21 protein-coding genes are annotated in these 22,889 nt (G+C 63.8%); 9 read left to right on the top strand and 12 right to left on the bottom strand.

Features of this window, described 5'->3' with window-relative positions; genetic code table 11:
- The 8 genes from ABD928_RS12885 to ABD928_RS12850 are packed head-to-tail and all read right to left on the bottom strand — an operon-like array spanning position 1 to position 9,729.
- Complete coding sequence (locus tag ABD928_RS12885) at positions 1-1,806, bottom strand: IlvD/Edd family dehydratase (RefSeq protein WP_187714926.1); 1,806 nt, start codon at positions 1,804-1,806, stop codon at positions 1-3.
- Entirely contained in the window at positions 1,803-2,861 is a 1,059-nt protein-coding gene (yjfF, locus tag ABD928_RS12880; protein WP_345169400.1) for a galactofuranose ABC transporter, permease protein YjfF, read from the bottom strand. The genes ABD928_RS12885 and yjfF overlap by 4 nt, the downstream gene beginning before the upstream one ends.
- Positions 2,822-3,817, bottom strand: coding sequence for an ABC transporter permease (locus ABD928_RS12875; protein ID WP_187714927.1), 996 nt, complete (start codon positions 3,815-3,817; stop codon positions 2,822-2,824). Before ABD928_RS12875 ends, yjfF begins: the two co-directional genes overlap by 40 nt.
- Positions 3,814-5,325 (bottom strand): sugar ABC transporter ATP-binding protein, encoded by a 1,512-nt coding sequence (locus ABD928_RS12870; protein WP_187714928.1) that lies wholly within the window; start codon positions 5,323-5,325, stop codon positions 3,814-3,816. The genes ABD928_RS12875 and ABD928_RS12870 overlap by 4 nt, the downstream gene beginning before the upstream one ends.
- 11 nt (positions 5,326-5,336) lie before the next feature.
- Positions 5,337-6,311 (bottom strand): galactofuranose ABC transporter, galactofuranose-binding protein YtfQ, encoded by a 975-nt coding sequence (gene ytfQ / locus ABD928_RS12865; protein ID WP_345169396.1) that lies wholly within the window; start codon positions 6,309-6,311, stop codon positions 5,337-5,339.
- Positions 6,312-6,342: 31 nt separating this feature from the next.
- Complete coding sequence (locus tag ABD928_RS12860) at positions 6,343-7,944, bottom strand: alpha-N-arabinofuranosidase (RefSeq protein ID WP_223276409.1); 1,602 nt, start codon at positions 7,942-7,944, stop codon at positions 6,343-6,345.
- A gap of 32 nt (positions 7,945-7,976) precedes the next feature.
- On the bottom strand, positions 7,977-8,963 hold the full coding sequence (gene araD1, locus ABD928_RS12855) for an AraD1 family protein (protein WP_187714929.1): 987 nt from the start codon (positions 8,961-8,963) through the stop codon (positions 7,977-7,979).
- A gap of 10 nt (positions 8,964-8,973) precedes the next feature.
- The gene (locus ABD928_RS12850; protein WP_223276410.1) at positions 8,974-9,729 is read right to left on the bottom strand and encodes a FadR/GntR family transcriptional regulator; all 756 of its coding nucleotides are present in this window, start codon (positions 9,727-9,729) and stop codon (positions 8,974-8,976) included.
- A 159-nt stretch (positions 9,730-9,888) separates the two neighbouring features.
- Between ABD928_RS12850 and ABD928_RS12845 the strand changes: the two genes are divergently transcribed.
- The gene (locus ABD928_RS12845) at positions 9,889-10,962 is read left to right on the top strand and encodes a calcium:cation antiporter (protein WP_345169388.1); all 1,074 of its coding nucleotides are present in this window, start codon (positions 9,889-9,891) and stop codon (positions 10,960-10,962) included.
- On the opposite strand, the gene ABD928_RS12840 is transcribed toward ABD928_RS12845, so the two are convergent.
- Complete coding sequence (locus ABD928_RS12840; protein ID WP_345169385.1) at positions 10,943-11,347, bottom strand: hypothetical protein; 405 nt, start codon at positions 11,345-11,347, stop codon at positions 10,943-10,945. The two genes, ABD928_RS12845 and ABD928_RS12840, sit on opposite strands and share 20 nt — an antisense overlap.
- A 112-nt stretch (positions 11,348-11,459) precedes the next feature.
- On the opposite strand from ABD928_RS12840, the gene ABD928_RS12835 reads away from it, so the two are divergent.
- From ABD928_RS12835 to ABD928_RS12810, 6 genes are all read left to right on the top strand, one after another.
- The gene (locus ABD928_RS12835; protein WP_345169382.1) at positions 11,460-13,568 is read left to right on the top strand and encodes a prolyl oligopeptidase family serine peptidase; all 2,109 of its coding nucleotides are present in this window, start codon (positions 11,460-11,462) and stop codon (positions 13,566-13,568) included.
- A gap of 78 nt (positions 13,569-13,646) precedes the next feature.
- Positions 13,647-15,344, top strand: coding sequence for a M28 family metallopeptidase (locus ABD928_RS12830; RefSeq protein WP_345169379.1), 1,698 nt, complete (start codon positions 13,647-13,649; stop codon positions 15,342-15,344).
- Positions 15,341-15,853, top strand: coding sequence for a CinA family protein (locus ABD928_RS12825; RefSeq protein ID WP_345169376.1), 513 nt, complete (start codon positions 15,341-15,343; stop codon positions 15,851-15,853). The genes ABD928_RS12830 and ABD928_RS12825 overlap by 4 nt, the downstream gene beginning before the upstream one ends.
- Before the next feature lie 32 nt (positions 15,854-15,885).
- Positions 15,886-16,524 carry a glutathione S-transferase family protein gene (locus tag ABD928_RS12820; RefSeq protein ID WP_187714931.1) on the top strand — a complete coding sequence of 213 codons (639 nt, stop codon included), beginning with the start codon at positions 15,886-15,888 and terminating at the stop codon, positions 16,522-16,524.
- Positions 16,525-16,526: 2 nt separating this feature from the next.
- Positions 16,527-17,387 (top strand): dienelactone hydrolase family protein, encoded by an 861-nt coding sequence (locus ABD928_RS12815; protein ID WP_187714932.1) that lies wholly within the window; start codon positions 16,527-16,529, stop codon positions 17,385-17,387.
- Positions 17,388-17,404: 17 nt separating this feature from the next.
- Positions 17,405-17,917 carry a GNAT family N-acetyltransferase gene (locus ABD928_RS12810; protein ID WP_345169373.1) on the top strand — a complete coding sequence of 171 codons (513 nt, stop codon included), beginning with the start codon at positions 17,405-17,407 and terminating at the stop codon, positions 17,915-17,917.
- A 51-nt stretch (positions 17,918-17,968) separates the two neighbouring features.
- Here ABD928_RS12810 and ABD928_RS12805 read toward each other — a convergent pair whose 3' ends face one another.
- Positions 17,969-18,715, bottom strand: coding sequence for a Bax inhibitor-1/YccA family protein (locus tag ABD928_RS12805; RefSeq protein ID WP_345169370.1), 747 nt, complete (start codon positions 18,713-18,715; stop codon positions 17,969-17,971).
- 123 nt (positions 18,716-18,838) lie between these two features.
- Here ABD928_RS12805 and thpR point away from each other — a divergent pair, with 123 nt between their 5' ends.
- Complete coding sequence (thpR, locus tag ABD928_RS12800; RefSeq protein WP_187714933.1) at positions 18,839-19,372, top strand: RNA 2',3'-cyclic phosphodiesterase; 534 nt, start codon at positions 18,839-18,841, stop codon at positions 19,370-19,372.
- On the opposite strand, the gene ABD928_RS12795 is transcribed toward thpR, so the two are convergent.
- Entirely contained in the window at positions 19,339-19,605 is a 267-nt protein-coding gene (locus ABD928_RS12795) for a hypothetical protein (protein WP_345169366.1), read from the bottom strand. The two genes, thpR and ABD928_RS12795, sit on opposite strands and share 34 nt — an antisense overlap.
- A gap of 127 nt (positions 19,606-19,732) precedes the next feature.
- Here ABD928_RS12795 and ABD928_RS12790 point away from each other — a divergent pair, with 127 nt between their 5' ends.
- Entirely contained in the window at positions 19,733-20,845 is a 1,113-nt protein-coding gene (locus tag ABD928_RS12790) for a phytanoyl-CoA dioxygenase family protein (RefSeq protein WP_187714934.1), read from the top strand.
- Positions 20,846-20,894: 49 nt separating this feature from the next.
- Here ABD928_RS12790 and ABD928_RS12785 read toward each other — a convergent pair whose 3' ends face one another.
- Positions 20,895-22,880, bottom strand: coding sequence for a M13 family metallopeptidase (locus ABD928_RS12785; RefSeq protein ID WP_345169362.1), 1,986 nt, complete (start codon positions 22,878-22,880; stop codon positions 20,895-20,897).
- Between the last annotated feature and the right edge of the window lie 9 nt (positions 22,881-22,889).

Raw genomic sequence — 22,889 nt, 5'->3', positions numbered from 1 at the left:
TTAGTGGTTGTGCCTCGGCACGCCGAAGATCTGAGCGATCCTCTGGTACTTCACAGCAGGCTCGAGCACCGCACCGTCCGACAATTGGCCGACGGTCGCGCGTTGCATCTCCTGCCAGGGCGTCTGGCTCCGCGGATAAGGGTAGCCGCCTTGGGCCTCCAACTCCCGGCGCCGTCCCTCGAGCTCAGCCTCGTCGATGAGGATGTTCGCTTCGCCACGGTTGAGGTCGATCCGAACGCGGTCTCCACTCCGAAGAAGCGCGAGGCCGCCGCCGACCGCTGCTTCCGGTGACGCGTTGAGGATCGATGGCGACCCAGACGTTCCCGACTGACGGCCGTCACCCATGCACGGAAGCGCGTGAACCCCCGCTTTGATGAGCTCCGCAGGCGGGCGCATGTTCACCACTTCGGCCGCGCCGGGATAGCCGATCGGCCCCGCTCCGCGCATGATGAGGATCGTGCTGTCGTCGATGCCGTTCGCGGGGTCGTCGATCCGACTGTGATAGTCTTCGGGGCCATCGAAGACGACGACGGGGCCTTCGAATGCATTCGGGTCGTCCGGATTGCTGAGATAGCGCTCGCGAAACTCGTCAGAGATGACGCTGAGCTTCATCACCGCGCTCTCGAACAAGTTACCTCGGAGCACGGAGAAACCCGCCGCGGCCTTGATCGGCCGGTCGAACGGACGGATGACGCGCTCATCCTCGATCTCCGCGCCCCGGCAATTGTCGCCGATGGTCCGGCCGTTCACGGTCAGGGCATTTTCCTGGATAAGGCCGTGGGTCATCAGCTGGGACACGATCGCTGGCACCCCGCCTGCCCGATAATAGTCTTCTCCGAGATACTCGCCGGCGGGCTGCAGGTTCACGAGCAGGGGAATGTCACGGCCGAACTCCTGCCAGTCGTCGATTGATAGTTCGACGCCGACGTGACGAGCGAGACCGATGAGATGGATCGGCGCATTGGTTGAGCCGCCGATGGCGGAATTGACCCGGATGGCGTTCAGAAACGCATCGCGCGTAAGGATATCCGACGGTTTGCGGTCTGCCTCTACCATTTCCACGATTTGGAGGCCGGTTCGGTAGGCCGACTCCTGGCGATCGCGATAAGGCGCCGGAATGGCTGCCGACCCCGGGAGCGACATTCCCAGTGCTTCGGCAAGCGAGTTCATCGTCGTCGCGGTTCCCATCGTATTGCAGAACCCTGTCGATGGCGCCGAGGACGCGACAAGCTTGATGAAGCCCTGGTAATCGATCTCACCGGCCGCGAGCAGCTCTCGGGCTTTCCACACGATCGTCCCTGAACCGGTGCGCTCGCCCTTGTGCCAGCCGTTCAACATCGGGCCGACTGACAGTGAAATCGCGGGGATGTTCACGGTTGCTGCAGCCATGAGGCAGGCGGGCGTCGTCTTGTCACAGCCGGTGGTGAGCACAACTCCGTCGAGCGGATAGCCGAAAAGCACCTCGACTAAGCCGATGTACGCGAGGTTGCGGTCGAGCCCCGCGGTCGGCCGCTTGCCGGTTTCTTGAATGGGATGGACGGGAAACTCGAACGGTATGCCGCCAGCTTCGATGATCCCGGCTCGGATTCTCTCGGCAAGCACCAGATGGTGTCGATTGCAGGGGCTGAGGTCGCTTCCCGTCTGGGCAATGCCGATGATCGGCTTGCCCGATTGAAGCTCATCCAGAGCGAGGCCGAAGTTCATGTACCGCTCAAGGTAGAGCGCCGTCATGTCGGCATTCGCCGGATCGTCGAACCAGGCGCGCGAGCGAAGATGCCGGCCAGGCGAGGAAGTGTCATGAGTCATTGAGATTGTTCCGATGAAAGTGTCAGGCCACGCTTTGACGCAACGTTTCGGCGCGCAAATTGGCCAGGCGCGAAAGACACATGGGAAAAGAACTTCTGGGCTGCGATGAAAAACAGAAGCAGCGCTCCGGTGGCGATCTTCGCGACCCAGCTGGAAAGCGTGCCCTGCAGCGTGATGTAGAGCTGGATCAGCCCCAGGATCAGAACGCCGAGCGCGGTTCCCCAGACGCTGCCGTAACCGCCAGCCAGCAATGTGCCGCCGATGATCGTCGCGGCGATCGCGTCGAGCTCGAGCCCGACGCCGGCGAGCGGATATCCCGACTGCGTATAAAGCGAATAGAGGATGCCACCCGCGGCCGCCATGAACCCCGAATAAGCGTAAATGCTCGCCGTGGTTGATCCCGCCGGAACGCCCATCAACTCCGCCGCCCGGCGGTCTCCGCCAAGCGCATAGACGTTCGCTCCGAACCGCGTGCGGCGCAGGAGCACCGCGGTAAACAGCACTGCAGCCAGCAGGATGATGGCACTGAACGAGAGACGCGCACCTCCGCCTAGTGGCAGGCCGACGTCGGTCAGTCTTTGATAGGTCGGCGAGCTGATCGGTATCGAATCCTCCGTCAGCAGGAAGCAGGCGCCGCGTGCCAGGAACATGCCCGCTAGAGTCACGATGAAGGCCGGAGCGCGCAGCACGTGCACCGCCACACCCTGCAGTGCGCCGAACGCCGTTCCGGCACCAAGAACGATGACGAATGCGAGGGCCGGATCCACGCCCCCTTTCGTGATCAGTACGCTGAGCAGCACGGCGCTGAATGCCAGCACCGAACCGACCGAAAGGTCGATCCCCCCAGAGATGATGACCACCGTCATTCCGATGGCCAGCATCCCGAGGAAGGCGTTGTCGGTGAGCAGGTTGCCGATCACCCGCGTCGACAGGATGAACGGGAATTGAAAGGCGCTGAAGGCGAACAAGGCCACCAGGACGGCCAGGGTCACCATGATCGTGCGGTTCTGGCCGGTCATGACGCGGCCCTCCGCAGCGCTCGATGCTGCAGCCATTGCTGAAGCGCGGGAGCCTGAACGACTAGCAGGATCGAGACCATGACCGCCATCAGGATCAGGCCCATCTGCGGCGGGAAGCCGGCAAGCAGGATACCGGTCTTGATCGCCTGCAGGGTAATCGCGCCGACGATGGTGAGACCGTAGGATAAACGCCCGCCGAGGAGGGATCCTCCGCCGAGCACGACCACGAGAATCGCATCCGGCTCCAGCCAGAGCCCGGCGTTGTTGGCATCGGCGCCTTTAATATCGGCGGTCGCGATGATGCCTGCGAGGGCCGCCGTGACTCCGGACAGCGCATAGACGGCGACGACGATCGAGCGCGTGTTGATGCCGACCAGTTCGGCCGCGCGCGGGTTCACGCCGATCGCTTCCACCATGAGCCCGAGCGCCGTGGAGCGAACCAGCAACGTCAGCAGAACGGCAATTGTCGCGACAATCAAGATCGGCGCCGGGATCGTGAGGAGCGTACCTCCAGCCAATGCCGCAAACGGCGCGTCGTCGAAGGTCGTGATCTGTCCGCCGGTGATGAGCTGGGCAATGCCGCGACCCGCGACCATGAGCACCAACGTCGCAACGATCGGCTGCAGCTTCAGGAAGCCGACGAGCATGCCATTCCACAGACCGCACGCGAGCCCGGCTGCGAGCGCATAGACGATGGCGCTAGTCCAGGACGCGCCTCCGGCCAGGGCATTGGCAGCCACCGCGCCGGCGATCGCCATGACTGCGCCGACCGACAGGTCGATCCCGCGCGTCGCAATCACGCCTGCCATGCCGAGCGCCAGCAACGCGACCGGCGCTCCGCGGATCAGTACGTCCACCAGGCTTCCGGTGAGGCGCCCGTCGACAAGCCGAAGTTGGAAAAAGGAGGGAAAGAGGACGGTGTTGATGAGCAACACGACGAGCATTGCAGCAACGGGCGGCGCCCAGCCCGGCAGGGAGCGCGCCTTGATCATCGATCACCGGACGAAGCAGCAATCGCAGCGACGATCCGGTCGACGGAAAGCTCGTCGCGCTCGAGCAGGGCAACCTGGCGGCGGTCGCGCATCACGCTGACCCGCTCGCTGTACGCGACCAGTTCCTCGAGCTCGGAGGAGATCACGTAAAGCGCGAGGCCGGAGTCCCGCAGCTCTTCGATGGCCTTCACGATATCGGCGTGCGCCCCGACGTCGATCCCGCGGGTCGGTTCATCGAGGATCAGGACCTTCGGGTCGGAGGCAAGCCAGCGCGCCAGCAAGGCCTTCTGCTGGTTGCCGCCCGACAATTGCCCGATCGGCTTGTCCGCATCGGGCGTCTTGACGTTTAGCCGCGCGATATATTCGTCGGCCAGGCGCTGCTGCTTGCGGCGGGACAATTTGCGCGCCCAGCCGCGCTTCGACTGAAGGACGATCGCGATATTGTCGCGGATCGACAGGTCGCCGAAAATCCCGTCGGCCTTCCGGTCCTCAGGGCTAAAGGCCAACCCCGCGCGGATCGCATCGCGGGGCGAGCGCAACCGACGCGGCTTGCCATCGATCTCCACGGAACCCGTGTCCGCCCGCTCAGCTCCGAACATCAGCATGGCGGTTTCGGTGCGGCCCGAACCGAGGAGACCGGCAGCGCCAACCGCCTCGCCCGCATGGAGAGTAATGTCGAAGGGCTCGACCAAGCCGGTCTTACCGAGCCCGACGAAGCTCGCAGCCACGTTCCCCTTTTTGGCATTGGCAGGCCGCTCCCTCTCGATCGCCTGCTCAAGTCCCTTCCCGATCATCATGTGGATCAGGTCGACTTGCGGGAGCTCTTGCGTCCTCGAACTGCCCACAGCCTTTCCGTTGCGAAGGACGGTGATGCGATCGCTGAGCGCGTAAACCTGGTCGAGGAAATGGGTAATGAAGACGATGCCGGTCCCGCGCGAGGCGAGTGCGCGCACCACGTCGAAGAGTCTCTCGACCTCGGGCGCATCGAGACTGGCGGTGGGCTCGTCGAGCACCAGCACCCGCGCATTCGCCCGGACCGCACGGGCAATCGCCACGAGTTGGCGAATGGCCACCGGAAACGAACCGAGCTCGCGGTCCATGTCGAGCGAAAGGCCAAGTTCCGCCAGCGCCTGGTTCGCCAGCCTGCGAGTTTTGCGCCGGTCCACGAGGCCGAACCGCCGCGGCTGGCAGCCGAGCATCACATTTTCGGCGACGCTCAGGTTCGGAAGAACCATCACCTCCTGGTGAACCGCCCAGATCCCGGCCTGCTGCGCGCGCGGCGTGGAGTCCGGCTCGGCAGGCCGGCCGTCGATCAGGATCGCGCCGAAATCCCGTCGCACGGCCCCCGTCAGGATCTTGATCAGCGTCGACTTGCCCGCGCCGTTTTCGCCCATCAGGGCGTGGATCTCGCCGGCGCGAACGGCGAAGTTCACGTCGTCGAGAGCCACGGTCCCCGGATAGGCTTTCGTGATGCCTCTCGCTTCGAGCAAGGGCGGGGCGTCGGACATTCCTGCTTGGCTCAGTACAGGGTCTTGCGGCGCTCGTACTCGGCCGCCGCAGTATCCGGCAGGAACAGCTTCGTCGGAGTCTGATGCCATTTCGGCGCCGCCTTGCCGTCCTTCTTGTAGGCGATCAGCATGTCCAGCGCCGGTCCGGCCATTTCCGGCGTGAGCTCGACGGTCGCGTTCGCCTCACCGTCGGCCATCGCCTTGAAGATGTCAGGCACTGCGTCGATCGAGACGGTCAGCACGTCCTTGCCCGGACGCAGCCCGGCCTCCTTCATCGCCTGGATCGCGCCGATCATCATGTCGTCGTTGTGCGCATAGACGGCGCAGATCTTGGCGTTGCCGAGCGACTTGATCGCGCTTTCCATGACCTCCTTGGCCTTGGCGCGCGTAAAGTCACCGGACTGGCTCACGACCGTCTTGATGTTCGGCGCCTTGCCGATGGCTTCGTCGAAACCCTTCTTTCGGGCAATTGCCGGGCTCGAACCCACTGTTCCCTGAAGCTCCACGACCGAGCAATCCTTGCCGCCGACGGTCTTCACCAGCCATTCCCCAGCCGTTCGGCCCTCGAGAACCTGGTCGGACGTCACCGCAGACAAATACAGGTTGGGGTCGGACGTCTCGATCTGGCGGTCGACCAGGATGACCGGAATGTTCGCGGCCTTTGCCTCGCGCAGGACCTGGTCCCAGCCCGTCGCGACGACTGGCGCGACCAGGATGCCGTCCACGCCTTGCGCAATGAACGCGCGAATTGCCTTGATCTGGTTCTCCTGGCGCTGCTGCGCGTCCGAAATCCGGAGATCGACCTTGCGCTGATCCGCGGCGGCCCGGGCCGCGTTGGTCTCAGCGGTCCGCCAGCCGGATTCCGATCCGATCTGCGAGAAGCCGACGACGAGCTCCTTACCGTCGGCCTTGCCTGCGCTTCCCCCCTGCCCGCAGCCGGTGAGGGCCACGGCCGCGGCCGCAATCGTCAGAGCGACATACTTCATCACTTCATTCCCTCTTTCTTCCACGCGGCCATCATTGAACCTGGACGACCGCGATCGATTTGGCCGGAAGTTCGAACCGAAGCTGCCCGCCGGATGCTCGCCCGGAAAACGGCCGCGGCACGACGCTGTTCGGATTTTCGAAGCTGTTATGCGCGTCGGCGGCTGTGGCCGTCAGGATGCGGCCGGAGGCGCCACGCGCATTCACGCCGTCAAAAGCCACATCGAACCGCGCCGGCTTGTTTGCATCCACATTGACCAGCGCCAGCCAAAGCTTGCCCGACGTGTCGCGCGCGGCCACTGCATCGACGCGCGGCACGGTCACGCCACCGTGGGTGTAGCTGCCCGCGTCAAAGGTTACCGGCACCGCCTTCGCGTCATGAAACGGCACGTACATGTGATAGACATGGTACGTCGGCGTCAGCAGCATCTTCGGCCCGTCGGTCAGGATCATCGCCTGCAGGACGTTGACCATCTGCGCGATGTTCGTGCCCCGGATGCGGTCGGCGTTGCGCATAAACAGGTTGAGGTTCAGCGCGGCAATGACAGCATCGCGCATCGTGTTCTGCTGCTGCAGGAAGCCGGGATTGCTGCCCGGGTTGGGGTCGACCCAGATGCCCCATTCATCGACGTAAAGGCCCAGCTTCTTGTCGGGATCGTATCGATCCATGATCGCGGTCTGCTTGGCGATCCAGTCCTTCATCTTGAGCGTTGCCTTGATGCCCTTGGCATATTCGTCTTCGCCAAAGCCGACGCTGGGCCCCTTCTTCTCCCAGGTGTTCGGGATGGTGTAGCCGTGGAGCGAAATGCCTTCGATGTCCCAGCTCCAGACCTTGTTCTTCCAGGCCTTCATGACGTCTTCGGTGTAGTCGCTGTCGCCGCTGTCCCAGCCGACCGCGACACGCTTCATTGCATTCTCGCCGGTCTGCGAAGGATTCAGGTTGCGCGAATAATGCGCGAAGCTCTTCATCTCCTCGACGTAGTGGGTGTTCGACATTGCGCCGCCGCAGCCCCAGTTTTCGTTGCCGAGGCCAAGATACTTGATCTTGTAGGGGGCGGGATGGCCATTGGCGGCACGCTCCTGCTGGAGCGTCGTCGGCTTGTCGGCGGTCAGATACTCCATCCAGTCGGCGGCCTCCTGGACGGTACCCGACCCGACGTTCACGGACAGGAAGACCTCGGCGCCAAGCTGGTCGACGAAGTCCATGAATTCGTGCGTGCCGAAAGAGTTCGGCTCGATGACACTGCCCCAGCTGGCGTTAAGGCGCGCAGGCCTCTTCGCGGCCGGTCCGATGCCTTCGCGCCAGTGATATTCGTCGGCAAAGCACCCGCCAGGCCAGCGCACGTTGGGCACCTTGATCTCGCGTAGCGCCTCGACGACGTCGGTCCGAATTCCGCGGACGTTGGGAATGGTCGAGTCCGGTCCGACCCAGACGCCGCCGTAGATACCCGTGCCGAGATGCTCCGCGAACTGTCCGAAGATGTCCCGGTCGATCTTCGGTCCGGGAGCGTTGGCCTGAACCCGCACTTGCACCGGAGCGGAAGCGGACTGCGCGAACGCAGGCAGCGCCTGGCTTGCCAGAAGCGCGGCCATGCAGGCGCCCTTGATCAATCTGCCCGCGGAACTCGATCGCATTGTCTCTCCCCCAAGTTTCGATGCCAAAATATCTAGAGTGGCGTCACCTGAACCTCGCTCGGCTCCGCGATCGTCAGGCGATTGCGGAGCTTCAGTGCGAAGGGCTCGGCTTCAATTTCGAAGATGTCGCCGGGCTCGGCCGTGATCGATTGCGCGAACGACAGCGTGGCCGTCCCGAAAAAATGGACGTGGACGTCGCCCGGCCTGCGGAACAGGCCATATTTGAAATGATGGTGCTCGAGGTTGGCGATCGAATGCGACATGTTCGCCTCGCCTGACAGGAACGGCGCTTCCCACAGAACCTCGCCATTCCGCCGGATTCGGCTGGTCCCTCGCACGTCGGCCGGCAGCTCGCCGGTCAGGATCTCCGCGCCGAGCGCCGCCGGGCGAAGCTTGGAATGGGCAAGCCAGAGATAATTGTGCCGCTCGGTGATGTGATCGGAGAATTCGTTGGCCAGCGCGAAGCCAAGGCGGCGTGGCCTGCCTTCCGCATCGATGACGTAGATTCCCGCGATTTCCGGCTCTTCTCCGCCGTCCAGGGCGAACTCGGGCGAGCGAAGGTTTTCGCCAGGACCGACGAGCGAGGTCCCGTCCCCCTTGAAGAACCATTCCGGCTGGGAGCCCGGACCTTGCTCCGGCTTGCCGCCCTCGATGCCCATCAGGAACATGCGCATGGAGTCGGTCGTCGCGCCGGCGGCCGCCTGCTTGTGCATCTTGTCCCGGCCTTCGGCGGACCCGAGGTGGGTGAGACCAGTGCCAGTCAGGTGAAACCGGGCTGGATCGGGATGGTCGATGGCGGGAAGCAGCCGCCCTTCCTTCTCCGCTGCCGCCAGATCAACCTGGTCGTCCGTCCGCAGCTCGGTGACCAGTTCGGAAAGCGAGACGTCTCGTTCGATCGCCAGCGCCGCCAATTCGAAAACGGTTGCGATCTTGCCCAGCCGCCAGGCAACATCGTCCAGGAAGGCCGCAACAATCCGCTCGCCGCGATGGTCCTTGAGCTGGATGAGGTGCAAGCCCACGTGCGCTGGTTCAGGCAGCTTTGGAGCGCTTGGAACGCCGTCCGGAGGGTGCTTGCGGGGCAGTCCTGGTATCGAACAGCGCCAATTCCACCAGCTTCCTCATCGCGCGTCTTGCGGCGTCCGGATCGCGCGACGCGATGGCTTCCAGCACTTCGGCGTGGTCCGGCACCGGGTCTCGGACCAGCGGGCGGACACGCTGCTTTAGAGCGGTCGTCCACGACACTGCCGTCGAGATGCTGCTGGTGAGGGTCCGAAGGAACGGATTGGCCGATGCAAGCAGAAGCGTGGTGTGAAACCGCTGATCCGCCGCGCGACCTTCCGCCGTGCCAAGCGTATGCTCAGTCATGTCGCGCAAGGCCTCGCGCATGATGGCGACTTGATCGCTGGTTCGCCGCTCCGCCGCCAGGGCCGCGGCCTCCGGCTCCACCACCATGCGCAATTCGAACAGAGCCTCGAGCACTTGGTCTTCAGGATCGGACTGGAAAATCCAGGCGAGGACGTCCGGATCAAGGAGATGCCATTGCTCCCGAGGAGTGACTCGCGTTCCGACCTTTGGCCGGGAAACCACCAATCCCTTTGCGGCAAGGATACGTACCGCTTCACGGTAGGCTGCGCGAGAGACCTGGTGACGCTCGCTCGCCGCCAGCTCCGTCTCCAAGAGCTCACCGGGGCGGATGACCCCGGATACGATCTGCACACCGAGGTCGCGAGCAAGCTTCCCGTGAATGCGAAGGCACTCAGAACTTGAGGACGCAGGTCTTGCCACTTCCACTCCCGGGCCAATGCCACCGATGCCGTACCCGGCAACCGGACTTCTTCACTGCTTTAGTCTGACAATTGAAACGGGCAATAGCGTATCGGCTGTGCGTCTAAGCCCGTCGATGCGGGGTGGCCTTATCGGGCATGCTCGGCAATAGCCTGAGCGATGCAATCGACCAGCCGCAACGCCAACCTTGCGCTCCCATTCATTGGATGGCTCGTGCTGTTCGCCGCCTGGGCAGGGCTAAGTTGGCCGCTGGTCACCGGCCTGACCTTGATCGGCGTCGTCATCGCTGCGGTTCATCACGCCGAGACGGTCGCTCATCGGGTTGGCGAACCGTTCGGAACGCTGATCTTGGCAGTGGCGGTTACGATCATCGAAGTGGGGCTGATCGTGTCCCTGATGCTGGCCAATCGAGAGGCAGCTCTGACCCTGACCCGCGACACCGTGTTTGCGGCAGGCATGATCATCCTCAACCTGCTGCTCGGCCTTTGCCTGATTGCAGCAGCCAAGCATCAGCGAGAAGCGCGGTTCACGCGCACCGGCGCGACCGCGGCGCTCAGCACCCTCGCGACGCTGATGATCCTCACACTCGTCCTGCCGAATTTCACGACGACCGTGATGGGTCCCGTCTACAGCAGGCCGCAACTTGCCTTCGTCGCTGCTTTCTCGCTCCTGCTCTACCTGACGTTCGTGTTCGTGCAGACGGTTGGCAATCGCGACTATTTTCTCCCCAAGGGCGGCCTGCAGGCGGAGCCGGAAGCCCACGCCGCTCCCCCGAGTCCGGCGCAAACCTGGCTTTCGCTTGGCGCGCTTCTGGTCAGTCTCGGCGCGGTGGTCCTGATGGCCAAGACATTATCGCCGACACTGGAGGCCGCCGTTACCCAGGCGGACCTTCCGCGGGCCGTCGTCGGGGTCGCAATCGCTGCGATCGTCCTCCTTCCGGAAGGTGTGGCGGCCGTGCGCGCGGCGCTTTCCAACCGCCTCCAGACGAGCCTGAACCTCGCCCTCGGATCGGCGCTGGCGACCATTGGGCTGACCATCCCGGCGGTGACGATCACGTCGTTCTTCCTTGGACTGCCACTGGCTCTGGGCCTGGATCCGAAGGGCATTGTCCTGCTCGCGCTGACGTTGTTCGTGAGCGCGCTCTCGCTGGCCCGCGGCCGGACGACTGTCCTCCACGGAGCAGTGCATGTGGTGATCTTCGGGGCCTACCTGCTCACGACGATCGTGCCTTAGGCTCCGCCTGGCAACGGCTGACACTCAGCCGGCCGCTGCTGAGCACCAAAGAGCCGTCGATCGCGCGGATCGCCCGGCTGTCCGGCCAGTCGCCGCTCCCGGTGCTGAAAATCGCCCTGCCCGGTATGATTTCCACCGTCCCGGCACGGCGAAGGTGGAAGGTGATGACGTCCAGGTCGGCATGATCGATCTGTGGCCAGAACGTCCGCCGGCGCTCCCCATAACGGTAGTTCCGCTCCCACGAATCGAGCGAGCCCACGCAGGGGTGATCCGCGAGCCTGGCTTCCACCCGATCAATCTCCGCTTCGGAGGGCTTTGGATATTCGCCCTCGGCCGCGCAGCCGAGAAGAAAGGCGCAAAGAACTGCGGCACAAGGCCTTTTCATGCCCGAAGTATGACAGGCAAAGCGGACGCGCGTCCAGTTGCAGCGACAATGCTTGTCGGAGGGCACAGAAAGTTGAATCGTGCACGGCTTCAATCAGGGGAGCTTTCCGAAAATGCGTCGTCTTGCCCACTCGCTTGCGCCATGGGCGCTGCTGCTTTCCGCGACCGCGTTTGCAGCGCCGGCGCTTGCCGCCCCCGCCGAGGGTCCAAACCCAATCTTCACCGGTGGCGACCTTTTCAACCTAAGCGCGGCAACGGATGCTCAGATCAGCCCCGACGGACGGACGATCGCCTACGTCCGCAAGACGGCAGATATCATGACCGACAAGGCCCGCTCGTCGATCTGGGTCATCAACGTCGCGACCGGCGAGCAGCGTCCTTTGGTCACGGGCACGGGCGACCACTTCAGCCCGCGCTGGTCCCCGGACGGCCGGCGGCTCGCCTACGCCTCGACCGGCGAAGGCGGCGCTCCGCAGCTGTTCGTGCGCTGGATGGATACCGGTCAGTCGGTCCGCGTCACCGGCCTTCCGGACAGTCCGCAGGGCATTGCCTGGTCGCCCGACGGGACACGCATCGCCTATCTGATGACGGTGCCCGACGACGGACCGAGGCTCGGCTCCGCCCCCGAAAAGCCCGAGGGTGCGCAGTGGGCGAAGCCGCTCGAGATCATCGACAAGGTGACATACCGCACCGACGACGGCGGCTACGTCAAGGCCGGGTTCGACCACATCTTCATGGTCGACGCCAACGGCGGCGCGCCGCGGCAGCTCACCTTCGGCGCCTTTCATGACGGCGCTCCGGAATGGACGCCCGACGGGCGCGCGATCCTGTTCAGCGCGGTTCGCAAGCCCGACTGGGAGATGACCGTCGTCGATAGCGAGGTTTATCGCCTCGACATCGACAGCGGAACGGTAACCGCGCTGACCAGCCGCAACGGGCCCGACGCCTCCCCCGTGGCATCGCCCGACGGACGAAGCATCGCCTACCTGGGCTTCGACGATCACAAGAAGGGCTACGAGCAAGCTGACCTCTATGTGATGAGCACCAATGGCGGCGGATCGCGTTTGGTTGCGCCGGGCCTGGACCGCGGGATCAACCAGATCCGCTGGTCGGCGGATGGGCGCGCGATCTACGCAGCCTATGAAGAAAGCGGCTCGGTCACCGTCTCGCGCATCGGGCTCGACGGGAGTGTGAGGCCAATCACGCGCGATGTCGCGGATGCGGGCTACGACCGGCCATACGCAGGCGGCGGCTTCAGCGTTGCGCGCAACGGAACGGTCGCATTCACCACCAACTCCTATGACCGGCCGACCGACGTCGCGGTTTCGAGCGGCGGAGCCATGCGCAAGCTGACCCGGCTCAACGACCTTAGCCTGGGATCGAAGAATCTCGGCACGCTGCGGACCCTGGATGTGGCCGCTCCAGACGGGGGCCGGGTGCCGTCGTGGCTCCTGCTGCCGCCGACGTACCAGGAGGGACAGCGCGTCCCGATGATCCTGGAAATCCATGGCGGCCCCTACGCCGCCTACGGCCCGCACTTCTCGACCGACTACCAGCTGTATTCCGCAGCCGGTTACGCCGTGCTCTATACCAACCCGCGCGGCTCAACCGGCTATGGCCAGGCGTTCGCGGATGGGATCGAGAAGACCTATCCGGACAGCGACTACGCCGACCTGATGGCGGCCGTCGACGCGGCGATTGCGAGCGGCGCGGTCGATCCGAACAACCTGTTCGTCACCGGCGGATCGGGCGGCGGCATCCTGACTGCGTGGATCGTCGGCAAGACCAACCGCTTCAAGGCGGCGGCCGCCCAGAAGCCGGTCACCAATTGGACCAGCATGGCGCTGACATCCGATGGCACGCCCTTCTTCGGACCCTATTGGATGGGCGCCCAGCCATGGGAGAATTACCAGTCGTACTGGGCGCGGTCGCCGCTGAGCTTGATGGCCAATGTGAAGACCCCGACGCTAGTGGTCGTTGGAGCCTCGGACTATCGCACGCCTGTCAGCGAAGCCGAGCAGCTTTATTCGGCGCTGAAGCTTCAGCGGGTTCCAACGGCTTTGGTCAAGGTGCCCGACGCCAGCCACGGTGGGATCGCCGCACGGCCGAGCCAGTCAGCCGCCAAGGCGAGCGCTATCATCGCCTGGTTCGACCGCTATCGGCAGAAGCCAGGCACGGCGGCCAATTCGACGAACGGCTCTTCCCCGCCCGCAGGGCAGTAAGTATCGCCCTTGCAACCTTTTCGGCGGCTGGTCGTCATTCGGCCAGCCGCCGCAGCTTGTGACTCTGGGGAGAGTAAAGTGAAGACCGTATCCTTGTTCGCCGCGACCGCCCTCGCGATCGTGGCCGTTCCCGTTTCCGCCGCCGACACGGGCAGTTTCAGCCCGCAACGCTTGTCGCAGCACGTGCAGACGCTTGGCTCGGACGCCTTCCAGGGCCGCGCTCCGGCGACCGAGGGCGAGACCCTGACCGTCGATTATCTCAGCAAGCAATTCGCAGGGGCCGGCCTGCAGCCCGGCGGCGACCTGACCAATGGCAAAAGGGCATGGACTCAAGCTGTTCCGTTGCTGAAGTCGGAGTTTGCGTCGGCGCCGCACGTCAGTCTCAACCTCGCCGGTACCGCGACAGCGCTCACCCAAGGCGAACAGATCGCGGTCCGCGCACCCACCAACGGCGACAAGGCGCTCGCGATCAACGGCGCTCCCTTGGTCTTCGTCGGCTATGGAGTGAAAGCGCCGGAGCGGAATTGGGACGATTTCAAGGGCCTGGACGCCCGGGGCAAGATCCTCGTCATGCTCGTCAACGATCCCGATTTCGAAGGGGGCGAAGGCGACTTCGGCGGCAAGGCGATGACCTATTACGGCCGCTGGACCTACAAGTATGAGGAGGGCGCTCGGCAAGGCGCCCTGGGCGTGCTGGTTATCCACGAGACCGCGCCCGCGAGCTATGGCTGGGCGACGGTCAAGAACTCGAACACGAACGCGATGTTCGACATCGTCCGCAAGAACCCGCGCGGCGAGCATCCGCCGCTGGAAGGCTGGATCCAGCGCGACCTGGCGGCGCAGTTGTTCACGGCGTCCGGCACCAGTTTCGAAGCGATGAAGGAGGCGGCCAAGCGGAAGGACTTCAAACCCGTTCCGCTGAAGGCCGCCCTGGACGTCCACGGCAGCGCCAAGACGGAAGTCATCACCTCCCACAACGTGGTCGGAATCCTGCCCGGAGCCGCGCGTCCGAACGAGACCGTCATCTACACCGCGCACTGGGACCATCTCGGCATTGGCCTGCCGGACGCCAGTGGCGACCGCATCTACAACGGTGCCATCGACAATGGCACGGGCCTGGCGCAGCTGATCGAGCAGGCGCGCGCATTCGCGACAGGCCCTCGCCCGCAGCGTTCGGTGGTCTTCATGGCCGTGACCGCGGAGGAGAAAGGCCTCCTCGGGAGCGAATATTACGCGGCCAATCCGCTCTATCCGGCGGCCCTGACTGCGGGGGTGATCAATACCGACGTTCTCGGCGTGCTCGGCCCGGCGAAGGACTTCACCATTCGCGGCAACCAGAAATTCGGGCTGCTCGACATCCTGGTCGAGGAAGGCGCCAAGCGCGGCCGCCGCTACACACCCGACCCACGCCCCGAGACCGGCGGCTTCTTCCGCTCGGACCACTTCACCCTGGCCAAGGTTGGCATACCGGCTATGAGCTTTGGCCCCGGGCAAGACCTGGTGAACGGCGGCGTCGCTCGGGCAAAGGCCTGGTCGGAAAACTACACTGCGAAGATGTATCATCAGCCCGCCGACGAATATTCGCCGGACTGGGATTTCACAGGCATGGCCGAGGATGCCGAGCTGCTCCACGCCGTCGGGTTGAGGCTGGCGAACGGCAGCGACTGGCCCAACTGGAGCGCGGACAGCGAATTCCGTGCTGCGCGCGACCGGTCGGCTTCCGAACGCTCGTCGGTGCCGGCCGCATCTGAGAAGAAGCCCGGGGAACGCGGTTGAGCGAAACGCTCGAGCCTGCCCTCCCGGACGACCTGGACGAGCAGGCCGAGCGCCTGATGCGGCGGCTATGTGAAAAGGATCTGAAGGTCGCCACGGCGGAAAGTTGCACTGGCGGAATGCTGGCAGCGCTGCTGACCGACATCGAAGGTGCCGGCCACGGCTTTGAACGCGGCTTCGTCACCTACACGAAGGAAGCGAAGTCGGAGCTCCTCGGTACCCCCGATGATTTGCTTGACCGCAACAATGCGGTTTCCGCAATCGTTGCCAAGGCGATGGCAGCCGGAGCCCTGGAGCGATCGAGTGCGGACATTGCCATCAGCGTCACGGGCTTCGCCGGGCCTGGCGCCGAAGGAGACGAAGAAGGCCTGGTGCACATGGCCCTTGCCCGACATGGTTGTGACATCCGGCACCGCGAGGAGCATTTCGGCGCCGTCGGGCGCGGCGTCATCAGGGTGAAATCCCTGCAAGCCATGCTGGAGATGCTTGAGCAATCGCTCGAGGCGGAGTAGTTCCTGCTTTGTTCTAATCAGGGAGAGCGAAAATGGCGGACCTCATTTTCTACACCAACCCGCAATCGCGTGGGCAGACAGTACGGTGGATGCTGGAGGAGATCGGCGCTCCCTACGACACGGAAATCCTCGATTACGCCACGACCATGAAGACCGAGCCGTACCTGTCGGTCAATCCGATGGGGAAAGTCCCGGCAATCAAGCACAAAGGCAAGGTCGTGACCGAAGTAGCGGCAATCTGCTGCTACCTGGCCGATGCGTTTCCCGAGGCGAACCTCGCACCGCCGACCGACGACAGGGCGGACTATTATCGCTGGATCTTCTTTGCATCCGGACCGATCGAAGCCGCGTTCAGCAATCGCGCCGCAGGTTGGGAGCCGACGCCAGAGCGCCAACGCATGATCGGTTACGGCAATTTCGATCTAGCGATCGGCACGCTGGAAAAAGCCCTGACCGGGCGAAACTACATTGCCGCAGATCATTTCACTGCGGCCGACCTGTTCGTCGGCTCGATGGTCAACTTCATGCTCGCCTTCAACCTGCTCGATCCGAATCCAGTGTTCGTCGATTATGCTCGGCGGATGACTGACCGCGACCCCTACCGCCGGGCGCAGGAGATCGACTCCAGGCTCGTCGCCGAGGCCCAGGCTCAACAGCCGCAGCCGGCCTGACGATGGACACCCAGCTCAGGAAGCAGGCGATCGCGCTTTACGATCGCTTCACGCACGAGGGCCTAGACCGGCGCGTTTTCATGGCCCGTATGGTGGCCCTCGCCGGTAGCGTTGCGGCAGCGGAGGCCATGATCGGCGCGATTGCCGCTACCCCAGCCGCTGCGGCGATCGTCCCGGCCGACGACAAGCGGCTCGTCGCGCGGACGCAGGACCTGGTCGGCGGATACAAGGCCTATGTCGCAGAGCCGCGATCGCGATCGCTGAAGCCAACGGTCCTAGTCATTCACGAAAACCGGGGGCTTAACGACCATATTCGCGATATCGCCCGGCGCCTCGCAGTGGCGGGCTTCCGTGCAGTCGCCCCGGATTTCCTTTCGCTGTCAGGCGGGACACCCGCCAACGAAGACGCGGCTAGAGAGGCGATCGGCAAGCTCGATCTCGCCAAATCGGTCAACGACGCCGTTGCGATGCTGGACGAGCTCGCCAGGTCGAGCCGCGGAGGGAAGGTCGGATCCGTCGGCTTCTGCTGGGGCGGCGGCTTCGTCAATCGGCTGGCGGTTGCCGCGGGCGACAAGCTGGCCGCCGGCGTATCCTTCTACGGCTCCGCGCCGGACGCGTCGGAGGCATCAAAGGTGCAAGCCCCGCTGCTGATCCATGACGCCGGCCTCGACGACCGGGTCAACCGCACCTCATTTCCGTGGGTCGACGCGCTTCGCGCGGTCGGCAAGCCGGTGAAGTTCTACCTCTACGAAGGCGTCAACCACGCCTTCAACAACGACACGTCGGCAGAGCGCTACGACAAGGCGGCTGCGGATTTGGCATGGAAGCGTACGATCGCCTTTTTCAAGCAGCATCTCGGCTGACTTGGTAAGCGGGGCTCATGGAGTTCCGCACCAAACGACTGACACTCAGGCCGGCGCGCGAAAGCGACCTCGTGGCCATGCACGGGATTCTCAGCGACCCCCGCGCAATGACCTATTGGTCGTCGCTCCCGCACGATCGTATTGAGCAGACGTGGGATTGGCTTGCTTCGATGCTCGCCATCCCGCCTTCCGAGGGCGAAGATTTCGTCGTCGAACTCGGCGGCAAGCTGATCGGCAAGGCCGGGCTGTGGCGCTTCCCGGAGATCGGCTTCATTTTCCATCCGGATTATTGGGGACGCGGTTATGCGCGGGAGGCGCTCGAGTTCGTCCTCGATCGCGCCTTTGGAGTACACCAGCTTCCAGCGGTCACCGCGGACGTCGACCCCCGTAACGAGGGCTCGATCAGGCTATTGGCGGGGCTCGGCTTCCAGGAGACCGGACGGGAGGAGCGAACCTTCCAGATCGGCGATCAATGGTGCGACAGCGTCTATTTCGAACTCGATGCGGAGAACTGGGCAAAGCGCAAATAGAAAGGGCCGACGGTTTCCCGCCGGCCCTCCCATTTCGCTCCGGGCGACGCCTTAGCGGCGGTTGCCCATGAACTGCAGCAGGAACATGAACATGTTCACGAAGTCGAGGTAGAGGTTCAGCGCCCCCATGATCACGACCTTGCCCATCATGTCGGTGCCAGCGACGTAGGCATACATGCTCTTGATCTTCTGCGTGTCGTAAGCGGTCAGGGCCGCAAACAGCAGGACGCCGATTGCGCTGATCGCCATCTGCATCGCAGGCGACTGCAGCCAAAGGTTCAGCAACATCGCGACCAGCAGGCCGACGACGCCCATGATCAGGAACGTTCCTAGCCCACTGAGGTCGCGCTTGGTCGTGTAGCCGTAGAGGCTAAGGCCAAGGAACGCCGCAGCAACCGCGAAGAACGTCTGAGCGATCGAGGTGCCGGTGTACGTGATGAAGATCGTCGACATCGACAGGCCCATCACCGTCGCAAATGCCCAGAACAGCATCTGCAACGCCCCGGTCGAGAGACGGTTGAGGCCGAAGCTCATGACCATGACGAAACCGAGCGGCGCCAGAGTCACGATCCAGCCGAGGCCGCTGAGGCCGCGTCCGCTCGCACTGATCAGTGCGTCTTGAGCATAGGGTGCAAACAGCAGGGCGACGATGCCGGTCAGCAGCACGCCCGATGCCATGTAATTGTAAACAGACAGCATGTAGGACCGGAGGCCCGCATCGCGGGCGGCGCGCGGAACACCAACCGTTGCGGTGGTATTCACGCCGGTCGTCGTGCGCGGGTCAAACTGGTTCTGCATTCTTTCTCCTATCGGATGGGCTAAGGGCCCATGCTCCCGAAGCGCAATATCGGTAATTGCCGAGAGTGATTCAAGCGAAACCGGACGAGGTGAAATCTCGTTCATTCGTGCGAAAGGAGAGCGATGCACCGGTTGTTCGTCGCCATCCGCCCGCCGGAGGGTGTTCGCGACCTGCTGATAGACGCCATGGACGACAGTCCTGCGCTGCGCTGGGTCGGCGATGAGCAGCTCCACTTGACGCTACGGTTTGTTGGAGAAGTCGAGCGTCCGGTCGCCTCGGACATCGCTTCTGCGCTGGGCCAGATCCATTCGGCGGTGTTCGAGTTGCGAGTGGCCGGCGTTGGGAAGTTCGAACGCCGCAGCGGCGGTGCCTTGTGGGCGGGCGTCGAACCGAAAGCTCCGGTCGCTGCGCTTGCGGCCAAGGTCGAACGCGCCATCCAGCAGGCGGGACTCGAGCCCGAGCATCGCGCTTTTTCGCCTCATATCACGCTCGCCCGCTGGAATCGGCGGGGCTCCGGGGCGATCGAGGCGTTCATGCGGCGCAACTCGGAGTTAAGGTCCGAGACCTTCTGGGTTAACCGCTTCATCCTGTTCGAAAGCAAGCTGTCACGCCACGGGCCGCACTATGAAGAGGTCGCGACCTTCGATCTTCGCTGAACGAACGCCGCGATCCCGATCGTCACGAGCGAAGGCAGAATCCAGTCGAGCCAGGGATAGACCTTGTTCCACACCCGCGGATCGAAGCGCCCCCACCATGGCATGTTCGCGCGGAGGCCGGACCCGAAATACTCGATCCAGCGATATTCCGCCTGGGCAATCTCCCGGGAGATGAACCATGCGCAAGCGGCTGCCGCACCCGCCCACCAACTCCCGGAAATAAATCTAACCAATAGCTGAATGAGAATTGCTAGAAGGATATGCTCAGCCATGATCAAGTACTCGAGTTAATAGAGATGCGTATCTGCTCCGGGTCTGGCGCGCGGCCGAAGATTACAAGGCAAGGACGCGATTCTTCGCATGCCGCCTAAACAAACGATTCTGAAGTCCTGGTGGCGCGCGCCGTTCTGGCTGGCCGCTCTGCTGACCGGCGCGAAGAGCTTCGTCGATAACCCGATCCTCGGTTCCAGGCGGCTGAACGCAGCAGGCCTTCATGTTTGGCGCCTCAAAGGTGCACATGCCTTGGCGCGTTCGAGGCGAAGTCGGCTTGCTGGTGACATCCCGCTCGAGCTTCGTGAACAGTTCGACCGCGACGGCTATGTGCTAATTCACGACTTCTTGCCCCAGGATCTCTTCCAGTCCTTCCAGCGCGAACTTCTCGATCCGGCCCTGGAGTGCCGAAGCCAGCAACAGGGCGACACCCTAACGCATCGAATTCCCATCGGCCCCGGCTTCCGCCGCCGTCTACCGGAGCTCGCCAAGCTGCTGGACAGCCGCCGGTGGAAGGGCCTGCTGGCCTATGTCGCGAGTACGCGAAGCGCGCCGCTGTACTACGTCCAGGCCATTGCCGGAGGGGTTGCCGAGGGCCCGCCCGATCCGCAGCTCGAGCTTCACGCCGACACGTTCCAGCCTTCGATGAAGGCCTGGCTCTTCCTGTCCGACGTCCCAGACGATGGCCGGCCGCTGACCTACGTCGCGGGATCGCATCGCCTGTCGGACGCCCGGATCGCGTGGGAGAAACGCAAGAGCGTCGACGTGCTGGAAACCGGTGACCGGCTGTCACAGCGCGGCTCATTTCGCATTGCGTTAGAAGAGCTGGCGGAGCTCGGCCTTCCGCAACCGACACACTTCAGCGTTCCAGCGAACACCCTGGTAGTGGTCGACACCTGCGGTTTCCATGCACGCGCCCAATCGACGCGGCCGACCATGCGTGTGGAGCTCTGGGCATTTTCGCGCCGCTCACCGTTCATGCCTTGGACCGGGTTCGATCCTCTGTCCTGGCACCCGATCGCAATCCGCCGCGGCGAATGGCTGCAATCCATTGTCGACTGGCTCGACCATCGAGGATTGAAAAAGCAGCACTGGCGCCCTGCCGGACGCTGGCCAAGCAACGTCTTCACACTGCCTGGCCGTAAATCGGCAGAGGCCGAAACTCCCGCCGAGGATTTCCCGCGCAAAGAAATGCGCGGCTGACGATGCCCAGCCGCGCACTCCCCTCAGCAGTCGAGGAACGACTTGCCGATTACCAGATCCGGACGCGCTGCTCCGGCGGGATGTAGAACTTCGAGCCCGGCTTGATATCGAACGCGGCGTACCAGGCGTCGAGATTCCGAAGCGGACCGATGATCCGGTAACGGCGCGGACTATGCGGGTCGGACGCGACCTGCGTCTTGATCGCATCGTCCCGTTGCTCACCGCGCCACGCCTGGGCGAAGGACAGGAAGAAGCGCTGGTCCGCGGTCAAACCATCGATCACAGGGGCGGGCTTGCCGTTCAGCGACATTTTGTATGCCGAATAGGCGACCTCCAGCCCCGACATGTCACCGATGTTTTCGCCCATCGTCAGGTTGCCGTTGATGAATACGCCCGGCGCGGCTTCATAGGACGCGTACTGCTTGCCGAGCGCGTCGGTTAGCGACTTGAACCGCGTTGCATCCGCCTTTGTCCACCAGTCCCGGATCGCGCCATTCTCGTCGATCTTGCGGCCCTGGTCGTCGAAGCCGTGCATGATTTCATGGCCGATGATCGCGCCGATCGCACCGTAATTGACGGCGTCGTCCGCGCTCAGGTCGAAGAAGGGCGGCTGCAGGATGCCGGCCGGGAAGACGATCTTGTTCTCGAGACCGCCGTTGTAGGCGTTCACGGTCGCCGGGCTCATCGCCCACTTCTTGCGGTCGACAGGCTTACCAAGATCGCTCAGCGCATAATCCCATTCGAAGGCCGCGCTGCGCTTCACGTTGCCGTACAGATCGTCCGGCTTCATCTCCAGCTTCGAGAAGTCGCGGAATTTCTCGGGATAGCCGACCATGACGTCCATCCGGCCGAGCTTGGTCAGGGCCGCCTTCTTGGTCGCCGGCTCCATCCAGCTGTTTTCCTGGATCCGGACCGCCGCCGCCTTTTTAAGGTTGGCGACCAGCTCTTCCATCGCGGCCTTGGATTGCGGGCTGAAGTATTTGTCGACGTAAGTTTGACCAAGCAATTCGCCGAGCCGGCCGTCGACTTCGCCGATGCCGCGACGCCAGCGAGGGCGAAGCTCCTTCGCTCCGCTCAGCGTCTTGGTGAAGGCGAACTTGCTATCGACGAAGCGCTTGGAAAGATAGTTGCCGGCCTGGTCGGTGACCTTGAACCGCTGCCAGGTCTTCAGCGTTTCCAGCGGCGTCGTCTCGTAAAGCGCCGCTACCGCCTTCACCGCCGTATTGTCCCCGACGATATACTTCGGAGCGACGACGCCCGTTTCGGAAAGATAGCGGTTCCAATCCAGTCCGGGCGCGTAAGCGGAGAGCTGCGCGGCGGTCATGGGATTGTTGAGCTTGTCGAGGTCGCGCAGGTCGGCTTGCGGCCAGGATACCTTGGCGATCTCCGTTTCGAACGCGAGCACCTCGTCCGCCGCTGCCGATGCATTCGGCGTGTTGGTCAGCTCCAACGTACGCTGGATGTAAGCGCGGTAAGCGTCTCGCTGCGGCTTGTACTTGTCGAGCAAGTAATAGTCGCGGTCGGGCAAGCCCATCCCGCCCGAGCCGACGAACGCGATGTTGATGGTTGGATTGGCGGGATCGGGAAGGACTCCGACACCGAACAGAGTCGACCCGAAGTCGGCGAAGCTGTCGGCCATGCTCTTGGCGAACTCGTCCTTGGTCTTGATCGCCGCGATGCGGTCGAGGTCAGCCTTCAGCGGCGCAGCGTCGAGCTGCTCCAGCCGCGCCTCGTCCATGTAGCTGGCGTAGAATGCGCCGATCTGGCTGTTCGCCGGAGAGCTTGCGACGATCGCACGCAACTGCTCCTGGTTACGGTCGGCGAGTTCGGATCCGACGCCGTTCTGCGATTTGTCGGCCGGGATCTCGTTCTCGTCCATCCACTTGCCGGCGGCGTAGCGCTGGAAGTCGTCGCCGGGATTCACCGACAGGTCGCGGGTCGACAGGTCGACACCCCATTTGCCGAAGTGGACGGTTGTCGGCGATTCCTGCGCCGAAGCGGGAATGGCGACGAGTGCGCTGCACGCGAGAAGCATTGCGCCAAA

This window comes from Sphingomonas daechungensis, assembly GCF_039543105.1.
GTDB classification, from domain to species: domain Bacteria; phylum Pseudomonadota; class Alphaproteobacteria; order Sphingomonadales; family Sphingomonadaceae; genus Sphingomicrobium; species Sphingomicrobium daechungense.
This window is presented reverse-complemented; position numbering and strand designations above follow the sequence as displayed.

Coding starts and splice junctions, on each gene's coding strand:
- ABD928_RS12885 (WP_187714926.1), bottom strand. CDS start 1,806: ATGACTCATGACACTTCCTCGCCTGGCCGGCATCTTCGCTCGCGCGCC.
- yjfF (WP_345169400.1), bottom strand. CDS start 2,861: ATGGCTGCAGCATCGAGCGCTGCGGAGGGCCGCGTCATGACCGGCCAG.
- ABD928_RS12875 (WP_187714927.1), bottom strand. CDS start 3,817: ATGATCAAGGCGCGCTCCCTGCCGGGCTGGGCGCCGCCCGTTGCTGCA.
- ABD928_RS12870 (WP_187714928.1), bottom strand. CDS start 5,325: ATGTCCGACGCCCCGCCCTTGCTCGAAGCGAGAGGCATCACGAAAGCC.
- ytfQ (WP_345169396.1), bottom strand. CDS start 6,311: ATGAAGTATGTCGCTCTGACGATTGCGGCCGCGGCCGTGGCCCTCACC.
- ABD928_RS12860 (WP_223276409.1), bottom strand. CDS start 7,944: ATGCGATCGAGTTCCGCGGGCAGATTGATCAAGGGCGCCTGCATGGCC.
- ABD928_RS12845 (WP_345169388.1), top strand. CDS start 9,889: ATGCAATCGACCAGCCGCAACGCCAACCTTGCGCTCCCATTCATTGGA.
- ABD928_RS12840 (WP_345169385.1), bottom strand. CDS start 11,347: ATGAAAAGGCCTTGTGCCGCAGTTCTTTGCGCCTTTCTTCTCGGCTGC.
- ABD928_RS12835 (WP_345169382.1), top strand. CDS start 11,460: ATGCGTCGTCTTGCCCACTCGCTTGCGCCATGGGCGCTGCTGCTTTCC.
- ABD928_RS12820 (WP_187714931.1), top strand. CDS start 15,886: ATGGCGGACCTCATTTTCTACACCAACCCGCAATCGCGTGGGCAGACA.
- ABD928_RS12815 (WP_187714932.1), top strand. CDS start 16,527: ATGGACACCCAGCTCAGGAAGCAGGCGATCGCGCTTTACGATCGCTTC.
- ABD928_RS12810 (WP_345169373.1), top strand. CDS start 17,405: ATGGAGTTCCGCACCAAACGACTGACACTCAGGCCGGCGCGCGAAAGC.
- ABD928_RS12805 (WP_345169370.1), bottom strand. CDS start 18,715: ATGCAGAACCAGTTTGACCCGCGCACGACGACCGGCGTGAATACCACC.
- thpR (WP_187714933.1), top strand. CDS start 18,839: ATGCACCGGTTGTTCGTCGCCATCCGCCCGCCGGAGGGTGTTCGCGAC.
- ABD928_RS12790 (WP_187714934.1), top strand. CDS start 19,733: ATGCCGCCTAAACAAACGATTCTGAAGTCCTGGTGGCGCGCGCCGTTC.
- ABD928_RS12785 (WP_345169362.1), bottom strand. CDS start 22,880: ATGCTTCTCGCGTGCAGCGCACTCGTCGCCATTCCCGCTTCGGCGCAG.